The following is a 17,106-nucleotide window of genomic DNA, read 5'->3' as shown; positions in this document are numbered from 1 at the left end:
CGCTAAATTCCGCCGCCAGCCGCTCGTTGCCTGTTCAGGAAAAAAACAACAATCGCGAGGGAATCACCGTGGACCTGCAGAGCATTCTGGGCAAGTTGTTCGCCAACGCCGGCGCGGTCGGCATCGAGGGGGTTTTCCAGTTCATTTTCAGCGCGCAACAGGCGTACTGGTATGACATCAAGTCCAGCCGGCGCACGGAAGCCGGGCGCCACCCGCGTCCGGACGTGACCATCGAAGTCGCTGAAAAGGATTTTCTCGGGATCATGGCCGGCGTGGTCAACGTCGAGGAACTGTTCGCCAGCGGGCGCCTGAAGATCGGCGGCAACATGGGCCTGGCGACGATGTTGCCGCAAATTATCGACCACGCCCGCCAGGGTGGCGGCACGGTGGAAAAGGTCGACATGAACAAGCGCTACCCGACGCCACCGCGCTTCAGCGAAAAGCTCACTGCCGCGCTGCCTCGCCAGACCAGCGTCGAACGTCGCACACGCGCCGAGTTGAGCCGGCACGAATTCGAAACCCGGTATCTGCCCAACGGCATTCCGTTGGTGATCAGCAATGCCCTGCACGACTGGCCACTGTTCAGCCTGAGCCGCGAGGAGTCGCTGGTGCATTTCGCCGAACTGCAGGGCATCACCCGTCATGGCGATTACGTGAAGAAGACCTTTTCCACCGAGCGTGATTTCCGCTCGACCTCGATGGCCGAGTTCATCGCCTCACTGGACAGCCCGGCAGTCAAAGGCGCGGACGGCGAGCCGCCGGCGTACATGGGCAACAACATCCTGCCCGCGCAGTTGTTGCAGCAGATCCAGTACCCGCCCTACTTCGACACGTCGCTGTTCATTCCGCCACGTATCTGGATCGGCCCCAAGGGCACGCTGACGCCATTGCACCGCGATGATACCGACAACCTCTTCGCCCAGGTTTGGGGGCAGAAAAAATTCACCCTTGCCGCGCCGCATCACCGCGAGGCACTGGGCACCTGGTCGACCGCGCCCAAGGGTGGCCTGGATGGCTGCGATTTCAACCCCGATGCGCCGGACTATGAACGCTTCCCGGCAGCGCGGGAGGTGGCGTTTTTGCAGGTGACACTGGAGGCTGGGGATCTGCTGTTCCTGCCCGAGGGCTGGTTCCATCAGGTGGAGTCGGTGTCGACGTCGCTATCCGTCAACTTCTGGGTCAACTCAGGACGCGGCTGGTAACCCCATTTCCTGTAGGAGCGTAGGAGCTGACGAGTGCAACGAGGCTGCGATCTTTTGATCTTGATCTTGATCTTCAAAATCCAAAGTCAAAGTCAAAGTCAAAGTCAAAGTCAAAGTCAAAGTCAAAGTCAAAAGATCGCAGCCTCGTTGCACTCGTCAGCTCCTACAACAGGATTTTTATTTCAAGTGACGGAAACTTTGAAACGCGGAAATCAGCACCACCGCCCCCGCCGCAATCGCCAGCCAGAATCCGCTGCGCGCGCCAAACGCATCGACCAGCGCGCCGGAACCGGCGGCGCCGATCGCCACGCCGATGCTCAGTCCGGTCACCAGCCAGGTCAGGCCTTCGGTCAGTTTGGCCGGCGGCACGATGCGTTCGATCAACGCCATTGCCACAATCAGCGTCGGCGAAAAGAACAGCCCGGCGATAAATACCGCGATCGACAAGCCAAGGATGTTGCTCGCCAAAAGCAGCGGCAGCGTGGTCACCGCCGTCGCCACGCCGCCGTAGAGAAACAGGCGCGGCAATGGCAGTTTCGAACGCATCGCACCGAAGGCGATGCCGGCCAGGCATGAGCCGATCGCGTACACCGACAAAACAATACTCGCCGCTGCCGGCTGGCCCTGATGTTGAGCGAAAGCGACGCTGACCACATCGATGACTCCGACGATCACGCCCATCGCCAGCATCAACGCCAGCAGCCATTGCACGTCGGTCGAGCGAATGATCGAGCCCTGATGCTGCGACTCCTGCGCGTGCACCGGTGGTTCGGTGCTGCGCTGGGCGACAAACGCCGTCACGCCGATGGCCAGGGCCAACAGCGCCGCCAGCGGCCCGGCCTCGGGAAACACCGCGACCGACAGGCCCACCGACAGCGGCGGCCCGACGATAAAACACACTTCGTCAAGCACCGACTCCAGCGCATACGCCGTCTGCAATTGCGGCTGGCCACGATAGATCTCGGTCCAGCGCGCCCGCACCATCGCCGACATGCTCGGCATGCACCCGGCCAGCGCGGCGAAGACGAACAACGTCCAGTCCGGCGCCTGCACACGCGTGCACAGCAGCAACATCAATAACCCGCCGCCACCGGTCAGCGCTGCGATCGGCAGCACCCGCCCCTGCCCGTAACGGTCCACCAACCGCGATACCTGCGGCGCGCAAAACGCCGTGGCCAAGGCAAACGTCGCCGCCACCGCACCCGCCAGCGCATAACCGCCGTTCAACTGCGCAAGCATGGTGATCAGGCCGATGCCGGTCATGGAAATCGGCATGCGCGCCAGCATCCCGGCCAGCACAAACGCACGGGCACCGGGGGCGGTGAACAATTCGCGATAGGGGTTTGCCATCGATTGCAGCCTCATCAGGGGCGGCCAAGTTGCCATAGCCTTGAATGCCGTGGAAGCGCGCAATTGTTAGCGGTCTGTGAAGGCCCCTTCGCTCGCACATTCGAAATGCCGTCCCCTGTGGGAGCGAGCCTGCTCGCGAAGGGGCCAGCGCAATCACCGCTTCCAGCAAATGAACTCTCAGCGTCTGCCATCAGTCAGCTACTTAAGTCTCTGGAACCAAGGCGCGAATCGTCATGCAGATTTCCCTCGCTCATCAGGTGGCGCTGGTCACGGGCGCCAGCTCCGGCATCGGCCATGCCGCCGCCAAGGCACTCGCTGCGGCCGGCGCTGCGGTCGTGATCAACTACAACAGCAGCGCCGAACCCGCCGAAGAACTGGCTGCACAGATCAACGCCGAAGGCGGCAAGGCCCTCGCCATCGGCGCGGATGTTTCAAAAGAAGAAGATGTCGAGCGGCTGTTCGCCGAGACCGTCGAAGCCTTCGGCTCGCTGGATATTCTGGTGGCCAATTCCGGCCTGCAAAAAGACGCTGCCGCCGTGGACATGACGCTCGACGACTGGAACACGGTGATCGGCGTCAACCTCACCGGGCAGTTCCTCTGCGCACGGGCGGCGTTGCGGATTTTCCAGCGTCAGGGCTTGCGCGAAGGCGTGTCGCGCGCGGCGGGCAAGATCATTCACATGAGTTCGGTGCACCAGCGCATTCCATGGGCCGGGCATGTCAATTACGCGGCGTCCAAGGGCGGCGTCGATCAATTGATGCAGAGCCTCGCTCAGGAAGTCAGCCACCAGCGCATCCGTATCAACAGCATCGCGCCCGGTGCGATCAGCACGGCCATCAACACAGAAGCCACTGAAGGCGCGGCCGGCGACAAACTTCTTGAGCTGATTCCCTACGGGCGCATTGGCGATGTCGAGGACGTTGCCAACGCAGTGGTTTTCCTCGCTTCCGACCTGTCCGATTACATCGTCGGCACCACCCTGTTCATCGATGGCGGGATGAGCCTCTATCCGGAGTTTCGCGGCAATGGCTGAGCCTGAAATGGAACAACAAAGTCCCATCGGTGCCCACGGCATCATCGGCGACATGCGCAGCGCCGCACTGGTTAACGACAAGGGCAGCGTGGATTTTTTCTGCTGGCCGGAGTTCGACAGCCCGACGATCTTCTGCTCGCTGCTCGATACCCCTGAAGCAGGGATTTTCCAGCTCGCGCCAGACTTGCCGGATGCGCGCCGCGAACAGATTTACCTGCCCGACACCAACGTCTTGCAGACCCGCTGGCTGAGCGAACACGCGGTGGTGGAAATCACCGATCTGCTGCCCATCGGTGATGATGTCGACGCCCTGCCCCTGCTGATGCGCCGGGTGCGCGTGGTCAGCGGCTCGGCGACGTTCAACCTGCGTTGCGCGGTGCGCCACGACTACGGTCGCGCCGACACCCGGGCAGAGATGGACGTCAAGGACGTGACGTTCCACGCCGCTGGCCAGCCGTCGATACGCCTTGCCTCGGATCAGGCGCTGCAAATCGACGCGCAAGCCGCCGTCGCGCAGTTCACCCTCGAGCACAACGAAACCGCCGCATTCATGCTCGGCGGCAGCGACGACCCACGCTTTGCCGAAGGCGCCGCCGAATTGTGCATGCAGCGCACCCTCAAATACTGGCGGGGCTGGATCGGCCAATCCAACTATCGCGGGCGCTGGCGGGAAATGGTCAACCGCTCCGCCCTCGCCCTGAAACTGCTGACCTCACGCCGCCACGGTGCGATCCTTGCCGCCGCCACCTTCGGCCTGCCGGAAACTCCCGGCGGCGAGCGCAATTGGGACTATCGCTACACATGGATCCGCGATGCCTCGTTCACCGTTTACGCGTTCATGCGCCTGGGTTTTGTCGACGAGGCCAACCATTACATGCAGTGGCTGCGCGGACGGGTCAGCGATTGCTGCGGCAAACCGATGAAACTCAACATCCTCTATGCCATCGACGGCCAGCAGGAATTGCCGGAAACCGAACTCGCGCACCTGTCCGGTCACGGCGGCGCGCAACCGGTGCGCATCGGTAATGGCGCTTATGACCAAATCCAGCTCGACATCTTCGGTGAGCTGATGGACGCCGTGTATCTGGTCAACAAGTACGGCGACGCGATTTCCCACGAAGGCTGGCGGCACGTCGGCGAGGTGGTCGATCAGGTCTGCGAGACCTGGCAGAGCGAAGATGTCGGCATCTGGGAAATGCGCGGTGAGACCCATCACTTCCTGCACTCGCGGCTGATGTGCTGGGTGGCGCTGGACCGGGCGATCCGTCTGGCCTCCAAGCGTTCGCTGCCGGCGCCGTTCGCCCGTTGGGATAACACCCGGCAAGCGATCTACACCGACATCTGGGACAACTTCTGGAACGAAGAACGCGGGCATTTCGTTCAGTACAAGGGTGGTACCGCACTGGATGGCTCGATGCTGCTGATGCCGCTGGTGCGCTTCGTCAGCGCCAAGGATCCGCGCTGGCTGTCGACCCTCGAAGCGATCGAAAAAACCCTGGTGCGCGACGGCATGGTCTATCGCTATCGCAACGAAGACGCCAACATCGATGGCCTCAGTGGCACCGAAGGCGCGTTCGCCGCGTGTTCGTTCTGGTACGTCGAATGCCTGGCCCGCGCCGGCCAGGTGGAAAAAGCCCACCTGGAGTTCGAGCAATTGCTGCGATATGCCAACCCGCTTGGGCTGTACGCCGAAGAGTTCGACAGCCATGGCCGGCATCTGGGCAACACGCCGCAAGCGCTGACGCATCTGGCGTTGATCAGTGCAGCGAGTTTTCTCGATCGCAAATTGAGTGGCGAAAAGAGCTCCTGGCAGCCATAGCGGTGAGCGCTTTTTCGCCAGCGCTTGTCAGACCGATCTCTGATCGACAGGTATGTTTCCACAACGGGCCTGCATGCCAGACAACTGGCTCAGGCCCATATTCATGGTGAAACCTGCGCAGCGGTGACCCGCAGTCCGTTCGCAGGTCCAGAGTGTCTGAATACGATTCAAACGGAGTGGTTCGTCATGATCGAGAGCGTTCTTACCCCAACCCTGACCATTGCCTACGAACAGCACGGTCCGAACAACGGCGCCCCGGTGATTCTGCTCCACGGCTTCCCCTATTCCCCGCGCGCCTTCGACGAAGTCGCCCCGGCGCTGGCCGCGCGAGGCTACCGCGTCATCGTGCCGTACTTGCGCGGTTACGGGCCGACCCGGTTCAACAGTGCGCAAACCCTGCGCTCCGGCCAGCAAGCTGCGATGGCGCAGGACTTGCTCGATCTGATGGATGCGCTGGGTATCGAACAGGCCATGCTTTGTGGGTATGACTGGGGCGGTCGAGCGGCGTGTATTGTCGCGGCGTTGTTTCCGGCGCGAGTGCGCGGGCTGGTCAGCGGCGACGGCTACCTCGTGCAGGACATCGCCCATGCGAAACAGCCGTTGGACCCCGAAGACGAGCATCGGCTCTGGTATCAGTACTATTTCCACACGCCGCGTGGCGTCGAGGGCCTTAAGCAGAATCGCCGGGAGTTGTGTCAGCTGCTTTGGCGGCTGTGGTCGCCGACATGGGCGCGTAAGGACGAACGCTACCCGCTGACCGCTGACGCTTTTGATAATCCTGATTTTGTCGACGTGGTGATTCATTCCTATCGGCATCGCTTCGGATACGCCCCGGGCGATCCAGCGATGGAGTGGATGGAGGAAGCGCTGGCCACACAGCCGGTGATCAGCGTGCCGAGCATTTCGCTGTGCGGTGGCGATGATGGCGTCGGCCCGCCTTCGCTGATTGATGAAGATGCCGAGCATTTCAGCGGCTTCTATGAGCGGCGCGTGCTGGCGGGTGTCGGCCACAACATTCCCGAAGAAGCGCCGCAGGAAACCCTCAAGGCGATACTGGATCTGCTGCAACGCTGACCGAAAACCGCTCCCGATAAGCCTGCGGTGTCACGCCAATCGCTCGCAGAAAACTGCGCCGCAACGTCTCTTCACTGCCAAACCCGCAATTGGCGGCGATGCGTTTCACCGGCAGGCCGGTATCGCTGAGCAGTCGGCGGGCGGTTTCGACGCGGATCAATTCGATCGCCCGCGCCGGGGTCTGGCCGGTGTCGGCGCGGTAGTGGCGGATGAAGCTGCGTTCGCTCATGCCGGCCTGTTCGGCGAGGGTCGGGATGCCGAGGTCGCAGGTCAGGTTTTCGGCGATCCAGGCGTGCAGTTCATCGAAGCGGTTGCCCTGTTGTTGCAGCGCCAGCGTCACGCTGAATTGCGACTGCCCGCCCGGGCGTTTCAGGAAGACGACCAAGTGCCGGGCGACGTCGAGGGCGATGTCGCGGCCGAGGTCTTCTTCGACCATGGCCAACGCCAGATCGATGCCTGCCGTGACCCCGGCAGAAGTCCATACCGGGCCGTCGTTGATGAAAATCGGATTGGCTTCGACGCGCAGATTCGGATGCTGCGCGGCCAGTTGCTCGCAGCGCGTCCAGTGGGTGACCACGCGGCGACCATCGAGCCAGCCGCTGGCCGCGAGTAGAAAGGCCCCGGTGCATACCGAAGCCACGCGCCGGCAATGAGTGCCGTGCTCGCGCACCCAGTCGACCAGTTGCGAGTCTTCGGCGGCGGGATAAATGCCCCAGCCACCGGCGATGATCAGGGTGTCGCTGGGCGTTTGTGGCAACGGCTCGGCGAGCACCGCCAACCCCGCCGATGACATCACCGCCCCGCCGCCGCTGGCGATCACGCTCGGCGCATAGGGCGTCGGCAAACCGCGCTGGCGGGCCAGATCGTTGGCCGAGGCGAACACCTGCAACGGCCCGGTGACATCGAGAATCTGCATATTGGCAAACGCGAGGACGTGAATGGCTTTGGGCATTTGGCGTAATTCGTGGGGTGATTGGCGTATGCGCCAGAACCTACGCGCCTACAGTGCAGTCGTCCACTTCTTTCAACGGAGCAAGAACGATGACGCTGCAGATCGGTTTTCTGTTATTCCCGCAGGTCCAGCAACTCGACCTCACCGGCCCTTATGACGTACTCGCCTCGTTGCCCGGCGTGCAGGTGCACCTGATCTGGAAGGACCTGATGCCGGTGACGGCCAGCACCGGCCTGCTGCTGAAACCGACTACGACCTTTGAGGATTGCCCGGATCTGGACGTAATCTGCGTGCCCGGCGGCAGTGGTGTCGGACCGTTGATGGAAGACCAGCAGACCCTGGACTTCATCAAGCGCCAGGCCGCCCAGGCACGTTACGTAACCTCGGTGTGCACCGGCTCGCTGGTGCTCGGCGCTGCTGGTCTACTGAAGGGCAAGCGCGCGACTACGCACTGGGCCTATCACGAGTTGCTGCCGACGCTGGGCGCGGTTGCGGTGAAGGATCGGGTGGTACGCGACGGCAATCTGTTTACCGGTGGCGGAATTACCGCTGGCATCGATTTCGCCTTGGTGCTGGCGGCGGAACTGGTCGATGCCGACACGGCGCAACTGGTGCAGTTGCAACTGGAATATGCCCCGGCACCGCCGTTCAACGCTGGGAGCCCGGACGTGGCGCCGAGCGCGGTGGTCGATGAGGCGCGGTTGCGCGCGGCGCCTTCGTTGAAGTTGCGTACCGAGATTACCGAGCGCGCGGCGGCCAAACTGGGCCTGCGCTGATATCCCAGCCAATCACAACCCTTGTATGAGCTGCCGCAGGCTGCGATCTTTTGACCTGATCGTTCCCACGCTCTGCGTGGGAATGCAGCCGGGGACGCTCCGCGTCCCACAGGCTCAAGATCGCAGCCTTCGGCAGCTCCTACACGTCGATCCCAAGTTATTCGTCGCGCTTCTCACTCTCCTTCACTTGTCCCACTTCCCTCGCCCGTGTAGAAAGCCCCTTCCAGAAATCTCGCACAAGGACTTTCCATGAAGGCGCTGCCCTGGCTTTATCTCGCGCTGCTCGGCCTCGGTTATGGATTGGCCCTGAGTTACGGCCAGCTCGGTTGGCTGGCGTTGATCTCCGTAGGGCTTTTGCTGTTCGCCGCATTCGCCGTGCGTCAGCAAGAGGTGCCGGTCGCGCGTTGGCTCGGCCATGGCCTGTTCATCGTTCTGGCCGTGGCACTGGCGATGCACTGGCTGCCGGGCTTCGCCAACGGCCGAGTAATCAATCCGCAACGGTTCACTGACAACGCCGTGCCGTTCGCGATGTACCTCAATCTCGACAAACCGCTGGTGGGCTTCTGGCTGCTGCTGGTCTGTCCATGGATCGTCGCGCGGCGTTCGTTGCGCCTGACGGTCTATGCCACCGCCCTCGCCCTGACGCTGTGCGTGATTCTCGCCCTCGGCGGCGCATTGTTGCTCGGCGTAATCGCCTGGGCGCCGAAGTGGCCGGATCAGGCCTGGCTGTGGGTGCTGAACAATCTGCTGCTGGTGACGCTGGTCGAGGAAGCGCTGTTTCGCGGCTATATACAGGGCGGGCTGAGCCGTCGCTTCAAGCACCTGCCCTACGGCGACAACCTCGCGCTGCTGTTGGCCTCGCTGCTGTTTGGGCTGGTGCATGCGGGTGCTGGCTGGACCTGGGTGTTGCTGGCGGGACTGGCCGGGGTCGGCTATGGTCTGGCCTACCGTTTCGGCGGACTGGGCGCGGCGATCGCCACCCATTTCGGCCTGAACCTGTTGCACTTCGGCCTGTTCACCTATCCGATGCTGGCCAGTTGACGCAAGCGCGGTTTTGCGACGGCGTACTTAAATCTGAAAAAAAACTTCAATAAAAACCTGTCGGCGCCGACAACCATTCAAAGCCTTGCGGATTGAAAAACCATGCGTAACAACCAGCCCATTACACAACGCGAGCGGACCTTTCCAGCTCAGCAACGGTTGATTTCCACCACCGATGCCAAGGGCGTGATCACCTACTGCAACGACGACTTTGTCGAGATCAGCGGGTTTTCGCGGGAGGAACTGATCCGGGCGCCGCACAATCTGGTCCGTCACCCTGACGTGCCGTCGGCGGTGTTCTCGCACATGTGGGGCACACTGAAACAAGGCTTGCCATGGATGGGCATCGTCAAGAATCGCTGCAAATCCGGTGACCACTATTGGGTTAACGCCTATGTAACACCGGTGTTCGAAGGCAATCAGGTGATCGGTTACGAGTCGGTGCGCGTCAAGCCCACCGCCGAACAGATCCGCCGCGCCGAAGCGCTCTACCAACGCATCAACCAGGGCAAGTCGGCGATTCCTTCGACGGACAAATGGCTGCCGCTCCTGCAGGACTGGCTGCCGTTCATTCTGGTCAGCCAGCTGAGCTTCATGATCGGCGCGACGCTGAACTCGCATTGGGGCTTCGCTCTCGCCGCCGGTCTCTCGGTGCCGCTGGGCCTGATGGGCCTGCAGTGGCAGCAACGCGGGCTCAAGCGCCTGCTGCGCCTGGCCGAACAGACCACCTCCGACCCGCTGATCGCGCAGATGTACACCGACAGCCGTGGCGCGCAGGCGCGTCTGGAAATGTCGATCCTCAGCCAGGAAGCACGCCTGAAAACCTGCCTGACCCGCTTGCAGGACACCGCCGAGCACTTGACCGATCAGGCCAAGCAGTCCGACGCCCTGGCGCACAACAGCTCGACCGGTCTGGAACGCCAGCGCGTGGAAACCGAACAGGTCGCCACCGCCGTCAACCAGATGGCCGCCACCACCCAGGAAGTCGCCAGCCACGTACAGCGCACCGCTGACGCCACCCAGGAAGCCAACCGCCTGACCGGCCGCGGCCGCGACATCGCCGGCGAAACCCGCGAAGCGATCCAGCGCCTGTCGGTGGTCGTCGGCGAAACCGGCCTGACCGTGACGCAACTGGCCAAGGACAGCGACGAAATCGGCGGCGTGGTCGACGTGATCAAAGGCATCGCCGACCAGACCAACCTGCTCGCCCTCAACGCCGCCATCGAGGCTGCGCGTGCCGGCGAAATGGGCCGAGGTTTTGCGGTCGTGGCTGACGAAGTCCGTCAACTGGCGCAACGCACCAGCGAATCCACCGGGCAGATCCATGCCCTGATCGCCAAGTTGCAACAGACCGCCTCCAGCGCCGTGCAGACCATGGAAGCCGGCCATCGCCAGGCTGAAGAAGGCGTGGCGCGGGTACTGGAAGCGGATCAGGCCCTGGTCGGCATCAGCGAAGCCGTGGCCAACATCACCGACATGACAACGCAGATTGCTGCTGCGACCGAGGAGCAAAGTGCGGTGGCTGAAGAGATCAGCCGTAACATCAGCAATATCTCGGAACTGGCGGATCAGACCTCGGAACAGGCGCATAACTCGGCGTTGCTGAGTGAAGAGCTGACGAAGACGGCAAACACCCAGTATTCGTTGGTGGCGCGGTTTAACCGCTGATTGGATGGCTGGAATGAAAAAACCCGGATGGCGTGAGCTTTCCGGGTTTTTTGTTGCTTGCTGAAAATGACGGTGTCCGGTAGAGCGCTTTCGCGAGCGGGCTCGCTCCCACATTGGATGAGGTACAGCCGTGAGGAATTGGTCGGCTCGAAGACCGCCATCGCGAACAGGCTCACTCCTAAATTGGATCTGCGGTGATCACAGATTACGTGCCCGACACCAATCCCCTGTGGGAGCGAGCCTGCTCGCGAAGAGGCCATAAAAGCCAGCGAAATTACTGAGGCAACTTCAGCTTATCCAGCAGTCGATTGACCAACAGTTCGTTGAGCATGATCACCTGTTGCAGCGCCAGCAGTGGTTTGCGTTCCGGGCCGCCTATCGAGTTGGCGATGTTACCGGCCATGGCATGGGCGTATGAAAGCGACTCGCAGGCCTCGACCAACAGGGTTTCGTCATCCAGCGTGGGGTCCACGACATAGATCGGGCGATATTTTGGAGAGCTTGGTGGAGCGGCCAGATCTTCGGGTTTGAGGTAGTAATCGAGGGCGCGGTCGGTGGCTTCCTGGATTTTTTGCGGGTCGAGGGCGCGGTCGTGGGGGGGTGGCGGGTTGGGGGTTACTTTGAACATGGGCGTACTCCGGTTTCGAATATTGGGAGCCAACACCCTCGCTACCAAACGAAGGGTGGTGGCCATACGCAGGTTGGTAGACCGGTCGAAACAGGAAACCCGGCGCTCACAAAGGAGCCCCACGCATGCCCACCATAAAAGTCGAGCCCCGCAACGGGACTGCATACGGTGACGCTATACAACGGTTTCGACGCGGGCTACCAAACCCCATCACTGTTTTTCAGTGACAAACAAACGATATAGCCCGGCGCCTAGCCGCGTAAGCCGGCGGATTCTGGCGTAGGCGTAGGCAATAGCGCAAGAAGTTGTAGCCGGGATGGCGTAACGGATCGTGTAGTTTAAACGTGGCTATTTGATGATGTTTAAGTGCAGGGATTGCCTCTGACAGGCAGGTGGTTTGAGGTCGTCTGGAAGGGAGCTTTCGCGAGCAGGCTCGCTCCCACATTTGGATCGGGTACATCAGTGGGGGATTGGTCGACTTGGAGGCTGCCATCGCTGGCAAGCCAGCTCCCACAGGGATTGAGTCCGGCCGGTAGATAGTGGTCGGCTGTCAGGCCGCCTTCGCGAGCAAGCTCGCTCCCACAGAAAAGCAAAACAGCGCAGCTGCCCGCGGCAAAGCCGCACCACTCAACAATGAGCGTTAGCTCGAGTGCTCTCCCACAGGGATTGAGTCCGGCCGGTGGATAATGGTCGGCTGTCATGCCGCCTTCGCGAGCAAGCTCGCTCCCACAGAAAAGCAAAGCAGCGCAGCTGCCCGCGGCGAAGCCGCCCCACTCAACAATGAGCGCAAGCTCGAGTACCGCTTTTGATCTTGATCCACCGGCGACGTCGGAAGGCTGAGTGGAGGGATTGATCCGGGGGTGGGAGCGTAGCGACCGTCTGGCGCAGCCAGACACAGCGGAAGGAGGTGCAGCGGAGCAAACCGGAGCCGCTGCGCCCGGATCAGTCCCGGAGCGAAGGAACCCGAGCCTGCGAGGGCCGAACGTAGGAGCTAGCGTTTTTTGCTTACTTTTTTAGGCGCTTGTAAAAAAGTAAGTCGCCGTCAGGCGAAACCGCCAGCCGCAGCTCCCGAAGCAACGGATATGCCCCCAAGAGCAAGATCAAAAGCTAACCCCCTCACCCCAACCCTCCCGAAACGTCGGACCGCCCCCAAGGGGGCGAGGGGGAAAGGGAGCCGATCTCCATGGAAAACAGAATCTCGGTCAACCCTTGAGAAACCCGGATACTTTCTGCGCGGCGTTAGCCAAATGCTGTTCATGCGTAAACCCGGAAACCTTCAGCGGCTTTAAATCATGATCCCCCGCCACCAACCAAAACACCTCAATCCCCGGCGCTAACGAATACCCCTCAACCGCCTCGCGATTCCCCAGAGCATCCCGCTCCCCCTGCACAATCAACGTCCGCGTGCGCAACGAAGCCAAATGCTCAACCCGAGGCTTCTCCGGCTTCCCCACCGCATAAAACGGATACCCCAGACATACCAACGCATCCACCCCCAGCTCATCCGCCACCAGACTCGCCATCCGCCCGCCCATCGACTTGCCGCCAACAGCCAAAACCCCAGCGACATGACGCCGCACAACCGCAAACACCTCCCGCCAGCAATCCTGCAACTTGCCAGCAGGATTCGGCGGCCGCTTCACCCCATCCACCCGCCGCTGCGCCATATACGGAAACTCAAACCGCAACACGTTGACCCCAAGCCCGGCAAGGCGCCCAGCCATGTCGTTCATCCACTCGCTATCCATCGGCGCCCCCGCCCCGTGGGCCAGAATCAGCGTTGCTGAAGCCTCACCAACAGCGGCATCCCACAACCATCCATGATCGAGCACACACTGCGCCCATTGATCCCCGTCAATACTGGCCTTGTGCTGTTTGTCCATGCTTGCCTCGCTTTTAGTCTGCCTATAACTCCAGGCGAAGGATTCGCGCCGTTTGCGCGCTCACTTCGGCTGAACCGTGGATGGGGAACCATGAACACTTCTATCAGTACCGCCTACAACTACAAGGTGGTCCGCCAATTCGCCATTATGACGGTGGTGTGGGGCATCGTCGGCATGGGCCTCGGGGTTTTTCTCGCGGCGCAATTGGTCTGGCCGGAACTCAACTTCAATTTGCCCTGGACCAGTTTCGGCCGTCTGCGCCCGCTGCACACCAACGCGGTGATCTTCGCCTTCGGTGGCTGCGCGCTTTTCGCCAGCTCTTTCTATTCGGTGCAACGCACCTGCCAGACGCAATTGTTCGCGCCGAAAATCGCCGCGTTCTGCTTCTGGGGCTGGCAACTGGTGATCCTGCTGGCGGCGATCAGCCTGCCGCTGGGTTACACCAGTTCCAAGGAATACGCCGAGCTGGAATGGCCGATCGACATCCTGATCACCATCGTCTGGGTCGCCTACGCGATCGTGTTCTTCGGCACGATCATGCAGCGCAAGACCAAGCACATCTATGTGGGCAACTGGTTCTTCGGCGCGTTCATCATCACCGTGGCGATCCTCCACATCGTCAACAACCTCGAGTTGCCGGTGAGTTTCACCAAGTCCTACTCGGTGTACGCCGGTGCAACCGACGCCATGGTGCAATGGTGGTATGGCCACAACGCTGTGGGCTTTTTCCTCACCGCCGGCTTCCTCGGCATGATGTATTACTTCGTGCCGAAACAGGCCGAGCGTCCGGTGTATTCCTATCGCCTGTCGATCGTGCACTTTTGGGCCTTGATCACCCTGTACATCTGGGCCGGCCCGCACCACTTGCACTACACCGCGCTGCCGGACTGGGCGCAATCGCTGGGCATGGTGATGTCGCTGATCCTGCTGGCACCGAGCTGGGGCGGCATGATCAACGGCATGATGACCCTCTCGGGCGCCTGGCATAAGTTGCGCAGCGACCCGATCCTGCGTTTCCTCGTGGTGTCGCTGGCGTTCTACGGCATGTCGACCTTCGAAGGTCCGATGATGGCGATCAAGACGGTAAACGCCCTCTCCCACTACACCGACTGGACCATCGGCCACGTACACGCCGGCGCCCTCGGCTGGGTGGCGATGATTTCGATCGGCGCGCTGTACCACATGATCCCGAAAATCTTCGGCAAGGCGCAGATGCACAGCGTTGGCCTGATCAACGCGCATTTCTGGCTGGCGACCATCGGCACCGTGCTCTACATCGCCTCGATGTGGGTCAACGGCATCGCCCAGGGCCTGATGTGGCGCGCAGTGAACGAGGACGGCACGCTGACCTACTCCTTCGTCGAAACCCTGGTGGCCAGCCATCCGGGCTTTGTCGTGCGGCTGATCGGCGGGGCGATTTTCTTAAGCGGCATGTTGCTGATGGCTTACAACACCTGGCGCACCGTGCGGGCCTCGCAGCCTGCTGATGTCGTCGCTGCCGCGCAGATGGCCTGAGGAGTCCGCCATGAAACACGAAACGATTGAAAAGAACGTCGGCCTGCTGATGCTGCTGATGGTGTTCGCCGTGAGCATCGGCGGCCTGACCCAGATCGTCCCGCTGTTCTTCCAGGACGTCACCAACAAACCGGTGGAAGGCATGAAGCCCTACACCGCGCTGCAACTGGAAGGTCGCGACATCTACATCCGCGAAGGCTGCGTCGGTTGCCACTCGCAGATGATCCGCCCGTTCCGCGCCGAAACCGAACGCTACGGGCACTACTCGGTTGCGGGCGAAAGCGTTTGGGATCACCCGTTCCTGTGGGGCTCGAAACGTACCGGTCCGGACCTCGCCCGGGTCGGCGCGCGTTACTCGGATGACTGGCACCGCGCGCACTTGTACAACCCGCGCAACGTTGTGCCGGAATCAAAGATGCCGGCCTATCCGTGGCTGGTCACCCAAGCGGTCGACAGCAGCCACACCGAAACCAAGCTGAAAACCATGCGCACCCTCGGCGTGCCGTACACCGACGACGACATCAGCGGCGCGGTCGCCAGCCTCAAGGGCAAGACCGAAATGGACGCCCTCGTTTCCTATCTGCAAGTGCTCGGCACTGCGATCAAGAGCAAGAGGTGAGCCATGGTCATTGAAATGAGTGCAGGCCTGATCCGCGGCCTCGGCACGGTCGTGGTGTTCGTCGCCTTCGTCGGTTTGACCTTGTGGGTATTCAACCGCAAGCGCACGCCGGAATTCGCCGAAGCGCGCCTGCTGCCGTTCGCCGACGAACCACTACCCGAAACAATTTCAGCCCCTGAAACAAGGAGTACCCGGCCATGACCACCTTCTGGAGTACGTGGATCTGCGTACTGACCATTGGCAGCCTGATCGGCCTGACCTGGCTGCTGATCGGCACCCGTCGGGGCGAGACCAAGGGCAGCGTCGACCAGACCATGGGCCACAGCTTCGACGGCATCGAGGAATACGACAACCCGCTGCCGCAGTGGTGGTTCATGCTGTTCGCCGGCACGCTGGTGTTCTCGGTGGGCTATCTGATTCTGTATCCGGGCCTGGGCAACTGGAAAGGCATCCTGCCCGGTTACGAGGATGGCTGGACCGGCGTGCATGAGTGGGAAAAGGAAATGAACAAGGCGGACGCCCGGTTCGGGCCGATCTTCGCCAAATTCGCCGCCATGCCCCTGGAAGAAGTGGCCAAGGATCCGCAGGCGCTGAAAATGGGCGGTCGTCTGTTCGCCTCCAATTGCTCGGTGTGCCACGGCTCGGATGCCAAGGGCGCGTTCGGCTTCCCTAACCTTGCTGACAGCGACTGGCGCTGGGGCGGCGATGCCGAGACGATCAAGACCACCATCATGGGTGGGCGGATGGCGGCAATGCCGGCCTGGGGCGAAGTGCTCGGTGAGGCCGGGGTGAAAAACGTTGCCGCTTATGTGCGCCACGAACTGGCCGGCCTGCCGCTACCTGCCGACAGCAAGGCGGATCTGCAAGCCGGGCAGCAAGCCTTCAGCACCACTTGCGTGGCTTGCCACGGCGCAACTGGCCAAGGCACCCCTGCCATGGGCGCACCGAATCTTACTCACCCGGCCGGCTTCATTTATGGCACCAGCCTGACCCAACTGGAACAGACCATTCGCCATGGTCGTCAGGGGCATATGCCAGCGCAGAACGAATTGCTGGGCAACGATAAAGTGCAATTGCTTGCCGCTTATGTGTACAGCCTGAGCAACGGATTGAACACAGAAAAACTGATAACTGAAGACAACAAGAAATAGCGATTGCGCACACCACTGCCGCAGCTTTCTCGCTGCGGCAGTTTCCCGCCCCTTTGCGACGCATTGTCGCACCCCTCGGATCCTCTCCTTTCGGAACCCCGGATTCGGGTCTACGCTTCATCGAAGCGGACCGGCTGAAGTCGGTTTCCAGATCAATCCCGAACGATGCGCGCCGTGAACCGGCTGATGGATTCGCCGCAAACGCAGGTAGATAACGGCTGTTGCGCCGGTTGCCCGCAATTCCCCGATCACGACCCGTGAACGGGCACCGTTGATGGCGATCCGGATTGCGGGCTTTTTACGCGCACTGCGACATTTTGTCAGAGGCCATTTTTGACCCTACGCGGCGCATGGAAAGGCCGCAGAATCAGCGTTGGAAAGCATTGACCCAGGT

General features: G+C 61.6%; 15 protein-coding genes. 11 read left to right on the top strand and 4 right to left on the bottom strand.

The window, feature by feature from the left end:
- Positions 1–68 precede the first annotated feature (68 nt).
- Positions 69–1,202 carry a cupin-like domain-containing protein gene (locus AAEZ10_RS04120; protein ID WP_350567866.1) on the top strand — a complete coding sequence of 378 codons (1,134 nt, stop codon included), beginning with the start codon at positions 69–71 and terminating at the stop codon, positions 1,200–1,202.
- 177 nt (positions 1,203–1,379) lie between these two features.
- Here AAEZ10_RS04120 and AAEZ10_RS04115 read toward each other — a convergent pair whose 3' ends face one another.
- A complete protein-coding gene (locus tag AAEZ10_RS04115) occupies positions 1,380–2,552 on the bottom strand; it encodes an MFS transporter (protein ID WP_073474040.1) in 1,173 nt (390 codons plus the stop codon).
- 233 nt (positions 2,553–2,785) lie between these two features.
- Between AAEZ10_RS04115 and AAEZ10_RS04110 the strand changes: the two genes are divergently transcribed.
- From AAEZ10_RS04110 to AAEZ10_RS04100, 3 genes are all read left to right on the top strand, one after another.
- Positions 2,786–3,586, top strand: coding sequence for a glucose 1-dehydrogenase (locus AAEZ10_RS04110; RefSeq protein WP_122751537.1), 801 nt, complete (start codon positions 2,786–2,788; stop codon positions 3,584–3,586).
- A complete protein-coding gene (locus AAEZ10_RS04105) occupies positions 3,579–5,405 on the top strand; it encodes a glycoside hydrolase family 15 protein (protein WP_243241758.1) in 1,827 nt (608 codons plus the stop codon). The genes AAEZ10_RS04110 and AAEZ10_RS04105 overlap by 8 nt, the downstream gene beginning before the upstream one ends.
- Positions 5,406–5,591: 186 nt before the next feature.
- A complete protein-coding gene (locus tag AAEZ10_RS04100) occupies positions 5,592–6,479 on the top strand; it encodes an alpha/beta fold hydrolase (protein WP_350567861.1) in 888 nt (295 codons plus the stop codon).
- Here the strand turns inward: AAEZ10_RS04100 and AAEZ10_RS04095 are convergent.
- Complete coding sequence (locus tag AAEZ10_RS04095) at positions 6,448–7,431, bottom strand: GlxA family transcriptional regulator (protein ID WP_350567858.1); 984 nt, start codon at positions 7,429–7,431, stop codon at positions 6,448–6,450. The two genes, AAEZ10_RS04100 and AAEZ10_RS04095, sit on opposite strands and share 32 nt — an antisense overlap.
- An 89-nt stretch (positions 7,432–7,520) precedes the next feature.
- On the opposite strand from AAEZ10_RS04095, the gene inhA reads away from it, so the two are divergent.
- The 3 genes from inhA (at position 7,521) to AAEZ10_RS04080 (ending at position 10,916) form a co-directional block, all read left to right on the top strand.
- The gene (inhA, locus tag AAEZ10_RS04090; protein WP_151551170.1) at positions 7,521–8,207 is read left to right on the top strand and encodes an isonitrile hydratase; all 687 of its coding nucleotides are present in this window, start codon (positions 7,521–7,523) and stop codon (positions 8,205–8,207) included.
- Between the two features lie 249 nt (positions 8,208–8,456).
- Positions 8,457–9,248, top strand: a complete 792-nt coding sequence (locus tag AAEZ10_RS04085) for a CPBP family intramembrane glutamic endopeptidase (RefSeq protein ID WP_350567854.1) — start codon at positions 8,457–8,459, stop codon at positions 9,246–9,248.
- A 102-nt stretch (positions 9,249–9,350) separates the two neighbouring features.
- Entirely contained in the window at positions 9,351–10,916 is a 1,566-nt protein-coding gene (locus tag AAEZ10_RS04080) for a methyl-accepting chemotaxis protein (protein ID WP_073474028.1), read from the top strand.
- A 274-nt stretch (positions 10,917–11,190) separates the two neighbouring features.
- Here the strand turns inward: AAEZ10_RS04080 and AAEZ10_RS04075 are convergent, their stop codons facing one another.
- Together AAEZ10_RS04075 and AAEZ10_RS04070 are read right to left on the bottom strand one after the other, a co-directional pair.
- Complete coding sequence (locus AAEZ10_RS04075; protein ID WP_041479078.1) at positions 11,191–11,544, bottom strand: DUF6124 family protein; 354 nt, start codon at positions 11,542–11,544, stop codon at positions 11,191–11,193.
- A gap of 1,202 nt (positions 11,545–12,746) precedes the next feature.
- Entirely contained in the window at positions 12,747–13,427 is a 681-nt protein-coding gene (locus tag AAEZ10_RS04070) for an alpha/beta family hydrolase (protein ID WP_350567849.1), read from the bottom strand.
- A gap of 90 nt (positions 13,428–13,517) precedes the next feature.
- Here AAEZ10_RS04070 and ccoN point away from each other — a divergent pair, with 90 nt between their 5' ends.
- The 4 genes from ccoN to ccoP are packed head-to-tail and all read left to right on the top strand — an operon-like array spanning position 13,518 to position 16,712.
- Positions 13,518–14,942 carry a cytochrome-c oxidase, cbb3-type subunit I gene (gene ccoN, locus AAEZ10_RS04065; protein ID WP_073474024.1) on the top strand — a complete coding sequence of 475 codons (1,425 nt, stop codon included), beginning with the start codon at positions 13,518–13,520 and terminating at the stop codon, positions 14,940–14,942.
- 10 nt (positions 14,943–14,952) lie between these two features.
- Positions 14,953–15,561 carry a cytochrome-c oxidase, cbb3-type subunit II gene (gene ccoO, locus AAEZ10_RS04060; RefSeq protein WP_003223389.1) on the top strand — a complete coding sequence of 203 codons (609 nt, stop codon included), beginning with the start codon at positions 14,953–14,955 and terminating at the stop codon, positions 15,559–15,561.
- A 3-nt stretch (positions 15,562–15,564) separates the two neighbouring features.
- Positions 15,565–15,762, top strand: coding sequence for a cbb3-type cytochrome oxidase subunit 3 (locus AAEZ10_RS04055; RefSeq protein WP_016773878.1), 198 nt, complete (start codon positions 15,565–15,567; stop codon positions 15,760–15,762).
- Positions 15,759–16,712, top strand: coding sequence for a cytochrome-c oxidase, cbb3-type subunit III (ccoP, locus tag AAEZ10_RS04050; protein ID WP_071171609.1), 954 nt, complete (start codon positions 15,759–15,761; stop codon positions 16,710–16,712). Before AAEZ10_RS04055 ends, ccoP begins: the two co-directional genes overlap by 4 nt.
- Positions 16,713–17,106 lie beyond the last annotated feature (394 nt).

The organism is Pseudomonas sp. H26/SER47-MNA-CIBAN-0231, from assembly GCF_040310465.1.
GTDB lineage: Bacteria > Pseudomonadota > Gammaproteobacteria > Pseudomonadales > Pseudomonadaceae > Aquipseudomonas > Aquipseudomonas atacamensis.
This window is presented reverse-complemented; position numbering and strand designations above follow the sequence as displayed.